Here is a 13,869-nt window from a genome sequence, read left to right on the forward strand (position 1 = left end):
CTGTATTACTCCATAAACGTGCTCGATTGCTCAGTGGATATCATGTGTACTTTTGCACATAATAAGATTGGTAAATGTTAAAGTCAGGAGGGTTTGTATGCAACATGATAAAAAAGACATAGAAACATCTGGTTCTATTATGAAACCAAATTTTGCAGAAACTGATGCGCATAAAGTGAAACAAGAAATTCAAAATGATGTAAGAGAAGGACAAGGAGCAATGACTTCCCGAGAAGCAGGTGCAATGCGGGATTAAGAAACCACTCCTTACTGTTGTTATTTTATTTTTTCAGTGAAATTTTAACCAGTAAGGAGCTATTCCATAATCTGCTTTTGTTTCTTAAAAAGTCGTTTTTTACTTTGAAATAACGTTTAATTCATGTAATTATCTCAATTAGAGATAATCTATTTCTCGTCTGACTTTTCCAAAAGAAAGTTTAAATTGCCGTGATATAAACAATTCCAAAATTGTCTATTGTAGTCATCATCATTTATTAATATATTAGTATCAAACTCCACTAATTTGTTCTTTAATTCATAAAAAGTGTTTATTAGATCATGATTTTTGTAGTGTTCTTGCTCTAATAGTTGAATCCAACACTTATTAAAATAATTGAAACAGCAATACATTTTCTCTATAGAAGAATTGACAAAATATCTTTCTACTCTTTCCGTAATTTCATGTTCTAGCTCAAATATTTCTCCTGTGGGCTGGTAGATAGTAATTAGATTACCTGAGTCCATATTGCTCCCAATAACAAGGTATGGTTTAAACTTCTCTAAACTCGCTAAAAACTTTTCTGTAAATTCTTTATCCAATATTGATAAAGAAAAATCATTTTGTTTTGTCCATTCCACTACATCTAAAAGAAAACCATTATAATAGGTGTAAAATTCTATATTGAGACATTCGAATTCATTTTCTTTAATTTGATGATTAAGTAAAAAATGCTTACCATCAATGGGCAAATTTAACTTGGCTATTTCCAATGTCCTTCCTCCCCCTTATTATTTAATCCATTTTCTGTTTCTTCACAAACTTAATTAAATTTTAGCATAAAGAGATGGTCTCCTTAGGGAAAGTTGCATATGAAATAATAAAAAGGTATGAGTTTACGCCCCACACCTTTTTACCAGTAGAAATATTAGTTATATGCTTAGTGTATCAATCATGATCAATGTCACCTTCGATATATTGAATGAGTTTATCCTTAATTGCTGCACTTTCTGGAGTTACTTCTGCCACTTTTCGATTTTGAAGTCGAGAACCTTCTTCAGATACAGTTGCAGCCATTTGTTGCTGTAACCATTGCATTGTTAAGTTAGATGTTGTATTTTTACCATTAATTTCTGCAGTTCGTTGAATTTCCTGTTCCTGCTGATTATGAGTTACAGTCGATGTGTAAGCAGACTCTCTATATTGTGGTGTATGCTTCGCCCTTGGCACTTCTATTGGAGTTTCAGTAATAACTGATGCTTTGTTGTTAATTTCAATAGGTTCTCTATGTTTACTTGTGTCTGGTACATTTTCTTTTTGAACATTGATTACTTCATTAATTTTTGCGGGTTCTGTTGTAGTAGAAGTAGCAATTGATACTGTAGCGTTCGCCTTCTCTAGCTTAGAAGCAGAATTTCTTGTGTAATCTTGCACAGACTGATTATTTGTTAACTCACCTTCACTGTCAGTATCATCATTATTATAAAAATCGTAAGTATCAGGATTTAACGTTTGTAACCAACCTTCTATTGCAGTAGGCGCTGTTTTAGGCGTACTCAATTCTTCAATTACAGTTTCTTCACTATCAACATCTGTATCTGTGACATAATCATCATATTTAATTTCTGTATTCAATGACTCTTCACGAATTTTTAGCCAATAAGCAGCTGCCTCTGCATCAACTTGAATCTTAGCTGTTTTAAACTCAGTGGCAGGAACAAAGTTTGCATTTACTTGTATTCCTCCTTGAGGAGCATTACCTTTTACAATTTTAGCAGCACACTGGAATGCTTTTTGAATTAAGATATCATTTTCAGAAAGAATGGGTACCTCTGTTTTCGAATAAGAGTAGGATGTTCTACGTGTACTTTGTGTTTTCGTTTCTGCTGTTACCATATCAATTTCTTGATCACCTTCACGTGCTTCATAAATTGTTTTCGTACCCATTAGCTTACTAAACAATTTTGCGTCTTCATTAGTAACATCACCATAAACAAGTTTGTTACGAAATGTCCCTAATAGGATATCCATAAATCTTGGTCCATGTTCAATTGCTAATTGGCTAATTGTTTGTGCAATAACAATTAAAGGTGCTTTATATTTACGTGATTGAGCAGGAAAACTTTTAAATGCTTTATAAATGTAATCGCAAACTCATCGACTAAAACAGGATGGTAAGGAGATACGTTAGGTTTACGACGGAAAACAGCATTCTGCACGGCATATAAACATAATTTACCGAATACATCAGATAGATCAGAAAGTTCCCCTTTTGCTGTATTGATTAAAAGGATACCTCCAAATTCCAGGTGTTTCTCAAAATCAAAATCCGATGGGCCACATAAAACACGTCGGAGCAGAGGTTGAGCAGAAATATCATTTAATGTGTTGCGTAAACCGCGAACAAAGGTTTCTTGTTTATCAATTATCTTTGGTTGACCATAGTATTTCCCTTCAGTATGATAAACAACTTCCCCTCCCCCACGACCACCAGAAATTTCAGGAACATAATTTTAAATCAAACCATTCATCTACCTGTTTCATTATGCGCCAATGGTTTCGTTCATCTCTATCTGGAATAGATTCAATATCATTTGGAAGTCGTTCTTTTAATTTGAGATGCATCTCAAAAACGAGATTAGCATCATTATACATATCAATTAAATGCTCAAATCTAGCTTCAAAATTAGAATCATGGAGTTTTAACAAATAAATATGTTGTTTAAGATGGGAACGCTCAGATTGAACGAAGAACGGATTTCCTGCTCCATTATCAGAGAGACCCGTTAATACTGAACATAACATCTCAGCAACTTTATCAACTGGACCACGTACAAAATTTATTGAAGGGGTATCAGGATTTGTTGGGTCTAAATAGAAAATAACACTTTCGGGAATCTTGTGTGCTAATACCAATTTATATACTTTTTCGCAGAAATCATTAGATGGCTCGATAACTGTAAGACCATTAACCTGCGTTCCTTTTACATCCTCTGAATGATAATCTTTTCTTGCATATAAGGTTTTAAAGTTATTAATCATGGAAACCATATAGTCAAGAATTTGATTAGCAATTGGTAATCCAAGTGCAGCTGATTTACCTGTACCAATGTTACCAATGATCATAATATTAAGTGTTAAAGACTTGCCCTGTATTACTGCCATTTCCCGTGTAGCACTGTTAGGACCAAGAAAGATATCGGGTTCTGGCAATTTTGATGGATTTTTTTCAGTGAAAAATCTGTGTAATGAAGTAGCAAGTTTTCGTTGACGATCATCATTCAAAAAGGAAAGCATCCAACCAGGTATTTTAAACACATATTCCCATTTTCCAAATTCATCTAAAAGCTCTTTTTTATGTTCATAAAAAATCTTAAAGAGCCATAAGAGTACGAGAATAATAATAATTACAGGTATTGCAAATACAAGGTGCATGATATTACTAAAATTTGAAAGTATAGTATCTTCTAATCCTTTATCATTTAGTGAAACTTCTCCTGCTTTCGAATTTAAGAATGGAATAAATATCTTAGCTAACGGAACACTAAACGCCCATAAGTACTGGGCAACTATACCGATTAACATTATCGAGAAAATAAACCATCTACGTTTTATCTCCTGATAGGTTTTAATTTTGGTTGATAGCTGCCAAGTATAAATTAAAATCTAAAAGCTAAAAAAGGTTTCAATGTAATAATTAGTTTCAAACGGATTACCGAAGATACTTAAAGTAGGTAATGGAGCCCCCATTTGTATGAACCAGAAAGAAGCGTATTTATAAATTCCTCTAAAAGCAAAATACCAAGCTAGCAAAAGTAGTAATGTCACAACATAGTAAGATGAGCGGGCTGCTAAACGATATTTCCAGCTTTTTGTAATGTCGATTGTAACTGTATAGGAATTTTTTTTGCTCTTTCCGGCTTTTGGATCCTCCCCGTTACCTGGTGCATTATTGAGTTCAGCATTCTTTTGAACTGCATTCTCCAAATTCTTGTTTCACCCTCTCTTTTAACGAATAAAAAGAAGCGGTGAAATTAAGCAATTCAGCAGAAGTAGCCAATAATATATTCTCTGGTGCTATGGAATTGTGAAACAAATCAGTAAAAATGGCTTGCTGCCCACGCTCTAATTCATCCGCTTCATATATCCCCAAGATCTTAATTGGGTTTAGTGTTCGGTGTTGATTTTGCATGGCCAACAATCCTGATAATTGTTGTAATTTAAAGTGTGCGTTAACCTCCCCTACCTTAAGTATTGTTGATATACATAATATTTCTAAGTAATCTAAAGATTTTTTTTCTTCATCAGATGTTTTTTTTCGTAATACCAAAATGTCATCTGTTAGCTCAAGTAGTTTAGAATGCTGAACCCCTTTTGCTTGCATTTCATTTTTATTAGATACCCACTCTACCGAATAAGGGAAAGAAGAATTTATGTTTAAACGTTCAGTGATTTTTTTGATTAGGTGACTTTTGCTTAAACTATTAGTTTCGCGAATTTCTTGAAGAATATTATTTACTACAAGTGCAGAACTACCCATATTGCATACGTAAACATTGAGGTTGTTTACCACACTTAAACGTGGAATATTACCAAAAGCTTTTTTTAAATTGGTAACACGTGTGGTCCGTTTTTTGTAAGTAGAAATGGTATGGTAGGAGTCATCAATAATGGAAAATAACACGTAATATTGCTTAGATGGGTTAGCAGCAGCGACATCGAGATATTTTTTTAATTTATTTTCTAAAAACGGAATATTTTCCGATCCTGTATCAACTTCAATATTGATAATAGAATTGTTACAAGTAATAATCCAATCAGGAATTAGTAATGGGTTTCCCTTTGAGTCAGGATAAAATTCTTTAGATGGACGAAATGAATATACAAGTTGAGGTAAATCTGGTAGGAAAGAAACGGGTTGAAGTTCTGGCTGAAACACTTCACGGTATTCTTCATCTTCATATAAATAGTAGACATCTTTTGAATCGGAATACATCAGGTTGGGCAACTGTAAGTTTTGCTTTACAATTTGGCTTAGTGGAAAGAGATAATCTCCATTACCGCCTACAATTGCACCAGTATGTTCATTGTTTGCTTCTGCTTCAAGTAAATTTAAAACAAATTGTGTAATAGCTATATTGTGTTCAGATTGCCTCTTAGTAACAAATGAAGTATTACGATCAGAAATCAATTTTAATTTATATAATATTTCAGCTCCTTTTAAAGAGATAGAAACGAAATCCAGTGTGAAGCCTCGCTTTTTTCTCACACTTATATTTTCCTTTTTTATTAATTTCATTTTTGCCCACTTAGTTAACTTTGATGAAAATGTAGTTCGGCTTATAGGCTCCCCATTTATCAATTCATAAAATTTACGTAATTGAATTTGAGAAACTGTTCGCTGTTCATATAAAAATAAAACTGTAAAAATATCAGAACGATTAAAATAAACTCCACGCTCATTTTCCCCGACGATATATTTAACTGTATGATTAAATGATTTCTTCAATTTTAAACACTCCCCTGATATGGAAATAAAATACGGAAACTTGCATAAAATCGATTGCGACTGTCAAAAAGTCAACTGAGACTGATTAGGTAAATAAAATATTTGAGAACATAAAATCATTTTAAAAATATTTTAACTGAAATTTGCAAAAAAACAACGTATTATCTGCAAAAACTCTGGGTTTAAAAACATGTAATACATCTTTAGGTATGTGTTATAAAAACCAAATGTAATAAGGATTTATTTATTATTAGAGTTCGTCATATATCCTTCGACATAAATAAGAAGACATGTGACGAAATCCAAAGATAAAAATAGAGTACGTCATATGTATTACATCATATCTGTGTGGAGTCCTTAAACTACATAAAATATACAGTGAATATAATTTTGCATAGATGAAGTTAAATATTGAAATGAATCTTATGACTTTTTTTAGATGTAACTGTTTGTCAGGAGGAAAAATCACATCATAAAAGAAATAAGTAAATAAATATGATAAAGTAAATGAAAATTGTGTATATTTAATATTTTGCATGTTACAATCTGATTTAAGGGGTGAAAAAATGCGGAATTTGAACACAGAATATGGGCTAATAAAAACAATTATACAAAGTGAATTTGAAACAGACGTTCTTTATAACAAGGTAATTAACACATTAAATAACGAATATGAGATAATTCCATTACAGTTTGCGGCTCTAGATCCTTATAAAATCTACAATACTTCACAAGTTAGTAGAATATTTTGACTAAAACCTAATAAATTAAGGTATTTAATTAACAGATACGGTGAATACATCCAATTAATAAAAAAAGAAACTAAATATATTATTTCATTTAAAGCTGTATACAAGATTTATTTAGTACATCTATGTTTAACAAAGAAATTAATTAGTTTATCTGAGTTTAATCGTTTTATGGCTTTACATGTGAGTTATATTGATATGAAGTTGACAAGTTATACTGACAAGTTTGTAGAACTTAATTTCAGAGAAAAACAAATGAATGAAAATGAATCACAATTTTATGTGTTATTTCTGCAAATCTCAGAAATAACTACGGAATTAATAAAAGAAATAACGAAATATAACATGACATTGACATCCCCTTTCCTTTCTGTAGACAACCAACAGAAAAATGAGTTGTTGAAAAAGAAGCAGGATCATAAAGATCTGTTTAATAAACTAAGTGTTTTATATACAACTATATAGTTAAAAGAGTAATACTTAAGAAGTATTACTCTTTTTTTATAGGGTTATATACACTTTTTATTGATAAGTCTTTCATATAAGACCTTTAAATAGGGCGTGTAATAATTCGTGGTAACATTCTATTGACATGAAATTAATATAAAAGCATATAAGAGCTTTAATAATAAGTGTTTGTATATACGTCTTATATGTAGTTTGTATATATAAGACGTATAAATAAAATGAACATGATAATAGTACGTTATTTTAGGAGTATTATATATTGTAATTATAATTCTAGATAAAAATATACATAAATACTGCATTCATATTTATTATTTAATAGTTATTGTTAGTTATATGAAACCTGATATTAACATGTTTTATTTACTACTTATATGAACGACTTTCATGTACGTCTTATATATTTAACGTTGATATATAGGACATTATTTCGAATTTACATTTTGTAAATATTATATAAGTCTTGTATATAAAAACTTAATATAAGACTTATATATAATGACTTGATATACGTCTTACAATGATGTAATATGTTTTTAGGAATAATTAACCAACGTTTTAAGGGGGGGGACAACTTGAACGAGGTATTAAGTGAAAAATATAAACAAAACAAATTCACTGAAGAAGTTGTGGAAATGTTTGCAGACATTATTGAAGAAGACGAAATACTCTACAATGTATTTCATTACATAGGATCTCAAGTAAACAAACAATACCAAGAAACAAAGTATATGAGAGGAATCTCAATAAATGAAATAGTAGAAAGTGTTGTTATTGATAGGAGAGTAAAGAAACCTAAGGGTAAATCCTATTCATTAGAACTTGAAAGAACTAACATTTCAAGAAGATCGGCAGAAGGTAATGTTGCTACTTTAGCTTCAATGTCATTAATAACAGAAAAAATTATGCATCCGTATAAGTTTTTAATTTCAACTATTAGGGGACAACAAGTATTAGTTGAATTAGGGAAACGTAAAAAAAGTAATGAGAATAAGGGAGAGATAAAATAATGGCAAAAAACTTTCTGAAAAACGAAGTAGCAGTGAAAATGACTATGGTTGGTTTTGGTCAAGCTGGAACTAGAATGGTAGATAAGTTTGCTGAGTATAAGCATACAGACGGTACAGCAGTTTATAATTGCCTAGCATTGAATAGTAATGATGGGGATTTAGCAGAACTGAAAAACGTGCCAAAAAGCAACCAAGTTTCACTAAAATTAGGTGGTTTGGGTAAGAATCCTGAGCGTGCTGTAAAGGTGTTAGAATCTAATGAAGAAGCTAAGGATAAACTAAAAGAATTTATAACGGAACGTGTTAGACCAACTGATGAGTTAGTGCTATTTTTTGCAGGTTTAGGTGGTGGTACAGGTACATCTACAATTATTCAAGCAATTGAAGAATTCTCTGCTTTTCATAATAAACCTGTAATTGCTGAAGAACTTAAAAGTATGGCAATGAAAATTCCTAGAGAAGAATTAATCAAAAATCAACAAAAGTATGCAAGAATTGCTTTCAATAATGCAATTGAACGTAAAGATTTTATTAAAATGGGTATTGTGGTTACACTTCCAGTTAGAGCAGATGGGCCGGATGTGCTAAGACAGGTGAATAAATTTTCACAAGAAATTTGGAAGTTAGCTAATGATCCAGCGAAAGGCGTTGCATTTGTTGTATTTGCAGATAACCAACATTTCTATGATGAGTTTAAGGGATTAAACGAGAATGAGAAAAAAGGCATTGGAAACTCACGAGACTATGCAAATCAGCGTATTGGAGATATTATTCATGAGTTAAATACAGCTGCAAACGGTTCAGGAACATCAGTAATTCTAGATTCTCAGGACTTTAAACGAATTTTACTAGAAAGAACAGGCTGTTTAGTAATTAATAAGGTTTCACGTAATATGAATCAAATTGAAAACAGTAAAGAAATTGTAGATATGTTCTCAGAATCATTGAAAGGAAGCTCATTCCATCACCCTATTGACCTGATGAAGACAAATGAAAATGGAGATTTAGAGGCATCAAAGGTACATCATTTTGGGATGTTGGCAATTTTAGATGAACAGAAGAACCTTGATGATTCATTTATGGATGATGCAAAAGTAGAAGTGACAAATAAACTACCAATCAATGGAACTGTTTTTAATGGTTATTTAGTTAGCAAAAATGACTTTATGGGTAGCGTGTATACTTTCTATAAGACAGATGCACTACCATCTCGATTATCTAAAGGATTAGTAGAAGAATATAATGAATTCAAGGAAAAACAAAGTCAAATTCAATATACAAAGTCTCAAATTAATACTATTGAAGCGCAAGACTCGGACGATGATTTCAATATTAACTTTGGTGATTACTTTGAATTAGAACCAGAAAAAGGTGAAGAACCACAAACGCTAAATGATGAAGAATTAGCGGCATTTATGGATCCTGATAAGATGTTCGGAACAAAATAAAAAATAAGCCTGGAATTTTCCAGGCTTATTTTTCTGTTTTCATTACATTTTGCATGTATTCAATCATGTTCTCATCAATATAGTTTTCTATGAAAAGTTGTTTTCTCGCAAGATCTTCCTCTTTTTTAAACCAACCAACTTTTTTAATACGAGTTTCTTCTGGCTGTGTATTCCACTCTTTTTCAGCTTGTTTTCTTAACTCTGTACGCGCTCTATGTTGAATAATTATATTATCTAGTCTTTCTTGTCTTTGGCGCTCTTTTAACCTCTCAGGGTCTTCTGGTTCAGGTAGCACCGCACGTATAGCATCTTCAAACTTTCCTTGATACTCTAATTCAATGTTTTGTAAATGCATTTGAATTTTTTGCTCTACTATTTTTTCAATAGTTGCTGCAGCTTCCTGCATGTTTAATTGGGATGAGACTTCACTGGTTTGATTTTCTGGAGAAACTGGTCTTAGTTCAAATTGATGTGGTAAAAGCTCAATAATTGCATCTAGCGACCACTTTTCATCCCTTTTTAGTTTGATAAATAAAGCTATGTCTAAATCCAGTGTGTTATATAACTTTTCGTTTGTATTATTGGTTCTTAATGTTCCGTGTAACCCCTTTTCCTCTAGGATATTGAACCAATTGTATACAGTGTTATGATGTCGGCCTACTAATTTAGAAAACTCTGTTATTCGCCAAGCTTTTTCAAAAGTATCTTCATGACTAGAGTTTGTATTATTGGACTCCATATGTTCAGTTGTATTTTTGTTATCTTGTTCAATCATCGTTATACCTCCTTGAAATATAATGGCCATAGCAAAATGTAATTAACATATAAAGTGAGATTAACATGTTAAGTGTCTTTCGACGATATAAACCTCAATACCTTTATCGATTGACATTCACATGAAAGGTGTCATTGATATATAAAGCATCACTTGTTAACATAAAGTTGATAAATTAGGCTTTTAAATTAACTATTGTTAATGTCCTGTTAATAATCCGTTAGTTATTAATAATTATTGTTGCTATGAAATTAACAAATTAGTCTACAATATATTAATGATAAGAAAATATTAGTGATTTGTAAATAAATTATAAGGATATAGCATTAAACTTAAAGATTTAAAAGCTATAAAATATGTATAAATGTAGAACGAAAAGCCCATACTAATAATGAATAAAGGGCTATATTTATAATGATTTATGATACTCGGTAGTAGAAAGCTAAGAAATGTATGGTTTATTGGCTCCAGTAGGTCTTTAGAATGCACATGAAGGTTATTATAGGTTATTGAATTACTTTTAATATAAACTCATTTTTTATAGGAGGCACCGCCCTTTACAAGGGATTTCTATATAATCAAAATTGATTCATACAATTGCTACTTTTAGATCGGAAGTAATAAAAAGCGATTTATTATTTTTGGCTACTATCAAAATGCCTTCAAGAATGATATCTTCCCCGACTTATCCAGGGGACTTTGCGATAAAAAAGACCTCTTACTAGATATAGAATCTAAAACTCTATTTGTATGTATATTCTGAACGGTAGAATCAACAATTGTTAACGTTATGTCAATACGCGTTAGTGATAATTGATATGACACTACTATTAACGGACAACAAACTCTATTAACATGTCAATCTCAGGTTATATATCAATGATAAATAAAGAGAAAACTGTTATTTTCTGATGCTAATAAGAAACTATCGATTGTATGAAGTTCTTGCTAGTTTCTAACCATAACTATAGTTCTTTTAAAGTGTTTTTTAATTTTTTAATAGAAATCTGTTGTGGTAGATAAATCTTTAACTAATACGGGTTTTGAAATCCCCAGAGCTGCTTTTATGCGCATTTCAACTTTTAAATTGTTAATGTCATATTAATGTTAAACGAAAATTGTTGATATAACATTAACAATTTAGATGGCATTTCTCTCTACGCTTTACTTTTAGACTATATGTAAATGATAAACAAAGGGTGAAAAACATTGAATTCCTGTCATCACTTATTATTACGATTAAATTTTAACTATGTTTTGATAGTGTGAAAACATTTTTTAGGATAGATCATCACTAGATTCGCTTCGAGCAAACCATCACAGAAGAAAATTTTCACCAATATAGATTTTGAAATCTTGAAGACCATAAACACTTCTTCTTTTTTGACGCCTTATTGTTAATGTTATATCAATATGAATTAGAATAATATTGATTGCAAAATAAAATAAGTGCTTAACATGTCAATCTCAGGTTATATGTCAATGATAAATAAAGGGAAAACTATTTATTTTTTTGATGTTACTAATAAGAAACTATCTATTGTATGGAATTTTCGTTAGTCCCTAATCACGATTATAGTACTGTTAGAGTGTTTTTTGATATTTCGATAGAAATCTGTTGTGGTAGATAAATTTTTAACCAATACTGATCTTAGGTCTTCGAGATCTGTATTTTTGCGTATTTCAACTACTTAATTGTTAATGTTATATTAATGTTAAAAAAAATTGTTGATATAACATTAACAATACAGATAGTGTTCCTTTCTATGTGTTGTTTTTTAACTATATGTCAATGATAAATAAAGGGTAAAAATCATTGAATTGCTGCCATCATTTATTACTCAATTGAATTTTTAGCTACGTTTTGATAGCACCGAAACATTTTTTTGGATAAATCGTCACTAGATTCACTTTGAGCAAACTACCTCAAAAGAAAAAATCAGCCGATATAGACTTTGAGATCGTGAAAGTTATAAACATTTCTTCTTATTAACATCGGGTTGTTAATGTTATGTCAATCTTAAATGGTGTGATATCAATGGCAAAAGAAAATAATCAATTAACATGTTAATCTCAGTTGACATGTTAATAACAAATAAAACATTGAAAAACATTTATCTTTTCATTGGTATTAATATACGATTGATAGTTTCATGATGTTTCTTTTTATGTCTTACTAGCATTAGGAAAATTTAGAAGTTTATTTGTTAATTAACCCACTTCTGTACAATTTGTCGCAATGGACTATTGTTCAATTAATATAAATCTTGAAGTTTAGATAGGTGCAAACATTTTTTGAAAGTTTCCGTTTGTTAATGTCATGTTAATGTTAATCTGTGAATACTAGTGATAAAGTTGATGTGCTATAGTCGATATGTTAATCTCAGTTGATATGTCAATGTCAAATATGGATGAGATGTATTGATTTTTTGTTAATATCAACATGAGATTGATAATTATATGAGTGTTTTATAGTCCGTCATCTAAATTTTTAAAAAGTAGGATTAATTAATTTTATGGTTAACAAGAATACGCTTGATAGTGCCATTAATTGGTTAGTAGGGTATATATACTGTACCAAAAAAAATTTAGCAGAGAAACATGAGTGAACCGTTAATAACGGGGGTCCTTATAGATTAGTAAATATAGATTGCTAAAATAGTATCTAATTCCGAAGAAGTTCTCGCTTCAAAAGGTCCAAAAGGGGTTAAGCAGTGAGATGCCCATGTATAATTATAGTGTGGAGTTTAATAATATTAGAAGATTATTTGATTAAATAAAGAATTTTTAGTATATTCTTATTATAACTTGTTATTTTTTTTATTTTCTAGTGATTACATAAAGCCCTTCGGGTTACGGATTAAATTACACGTTTGTGTGGTATTTAACCTCCGTATTCCAAAGGGCTTTTTTATTTGATCAAGGGAAAAGGGGATATGTGATGTCAATTGAAAAGTTAGTAGCAAGTAGAATATTAAGGCCAGTGAGAAGCATGAATAAGGGGAGTAATGAGAGATGGTTTGAATATTATAGAACAACGTGCCCTATATGTGGTAAGCAAGGATGGTGCATGGTTAATGATTCTGAAACTAAAATAATATGTGGACGAATTTCATCAGAAGCAGTATTCGGGGAAGCAGGCTATTTACATATAATAGCTGAAGATCAAAAAAGGGGATATGACTTTTCTCAAGATCAGATGATTAAGGAACATAGGAAGAAAAATGATTATACCCTTAATATTATTTACACTTTATTCCTAGAATTTTTAGACGTACGAGATGAACATATTAAAATGTTAATGGGATCAAAACGTAGGATTACAAGAGAAGTAATAAATGTTAGAAATTACAAAAGTTTTCCTATTAAACCTTGGGATACTACGAAAGAGCTAATAAAAAAAGTAGGGGGAAAACAAGCTATATTGTTGGAATTCCAGGATTTTATGCAAAAGAAACAAAGGATGGAAGATATTTCACGTTTGCAGGAAGGAGAGATTCTTTATTAATACCGCAGAGAAATATATATAATCAGATATGCGGTTTTCAATGTAGAATTGATAATCCTGAATATATGACAGTTGTAAAAAATCATAAACCAAGCTTTAAGGCAGAAGTTATTGAGCAACCCAATACTATAGATGTGACCTATAAAATCAATGGGAAGATAGAGTCTATATTTAATAGATATATA

6 protein-coding genes and 3 pseudogenes are annotated in these 13,869 nt (G+C 30.8%); 5 read left to right on the plus strand and 4 right to left on the minus strand.

Going from position 1 to position 13,869, the window contains the following annotated elements:
- Nucleotides 1–97 precede the first annotated feature (97 nt).
- Nucleotides 98–256, plus strand: a complete 159-nt coding sequence (locus AAG068_RS28815) for a hypothetical protein (RefSeq protein WP_327937076.1) — start codon at nt 98–100, stop codon at nt 254–256.
- Nucleotides 257–405: 149 nt separating this feature from the next.
- Here AAG068_RS28815 and AAG068_RS28820 read toward each other — a convergent pair whose 3' ends face one another.
- The 3 genes and pseudogenes from AAG068_RS28820 to AAG068_RS28830 all read right to left on the minus strand — a co-directional run bounded on the left by AAG068_RS28820 (nt 406) and on the right by AAG068_RS28830 (nt 5,726).
- Nucleotides 406–990: a hypothetical protein gene (locus AAG068_RS28820; RefSeq protein WP_342719961.1), complete on the minus strand. Its 585-nt coding sequence runs from the start codon at nt 988–990 to the stop codon at nt 406–408.
- 175 nt (nt 991–1,165) lie between these two features.
- Nucleotides 1,166–4,204: pseudogene (locus AAG068_RS28825) on the minus strand (type IV secretory system conjugative DNA transfer family protein).
- Complete coding sequence (locus AAG068_RS28830; RefSeq protein ID WP_342719962.1) at nt 4,176–5,726, minus strand: replication-relaxation family protein; 1,551 nt, start codon at nt 5,724–5,726, stop codon at nt 4,176–4,178. Before AAG068_RS28830 ends, AAG068_RS28825 begins: the two are co-directional and overlap by 29 nt.
- A gap of 536 nt (nt 5,727–6,262) precedes the next feature.
- Here AAG068_RS28830 and AAG068_RS28835 point away from each other — a divergent pair.
- The 3 genes and pseudogenes from AAG068_RS28835 to AAG068_RS28845 all read left to right on the plus strand — a co-directional run bounded on the left by AAG068_RS28835 (nt 6,263) and on the right by AAG068_RS28845 (nt 9,401).
- A pseudogene (locus AAG068_RS28835) lies at nt 6,263–6,940 on the plus strand (hypothetical protein).
- Nucleotides 6,941–7,518: 578 nt separating this feature from the next.
- Nucleotides 7,519–7,953 (plus strand): hypothetical protein, encoded by a 435-nt coding sequence (locus AAG068_RS28840; RefSeq protein ID WP_342719963.1) that lies wholly within the window; start codon nt 7,519–7,521, stop codon nt 7,951–7,953.
- Nucleotides 7,953–9,401, plus strand: a complete 1,449-nt coding sequence (locus AAG068_RS28845) for a cell division protein FtsZ (RefSeq protein ID WP_342719964.1) — start codon at nt 7,953–7,955, stop codon at nt 9,399–9,401. Before AAG068_RS28840 ends, AAG068_RS28845 begins: the two co-directional genes overlap by 1 nt.
- 25 nt (nt 9,402–9,426) lie before the next feature.
- Here the strand turns inward: AAG068_RS28845 and AAG068_RS28850 are convergent, their stop codons facing one another.
- Nucleotides 9,427–10,176 carry a MerR family transcriptional regulator gene (locus tag AAG068_RS28850; RefSeq protein WP_098562076.1) on the minus strand — a complete coding sequence of 250 codons (750 nt, stop codon included), beginning with the start codon at nt 10,174–10,176 and terminating at the stop codon, nt 9,427–9,429.
- 2,941 nt (nt 10,177–13,117) lie between these two features.
- Here AAG068_RS28850 and AAG068_RS28855 point away from each other — a divergent pair.
- Nucleotides 13,118–13,857 (plus strand): annotated as a pseudogene (locus AAG068_RS28855) (DNA primase); the annotation flags it as partial.
- Between the last annotated feature and the right edge of the window lie 12 nt (nt 13,858–13,869).

Source organism: Bacillus paramycoides (assembly GCF_038971285.1).
In the GTDB taxonomy this organism is placed as follows: Bacteria; Bacillota; Bacilli; order Bacillales; family Bacillaceae_G; genus Bacillus_A.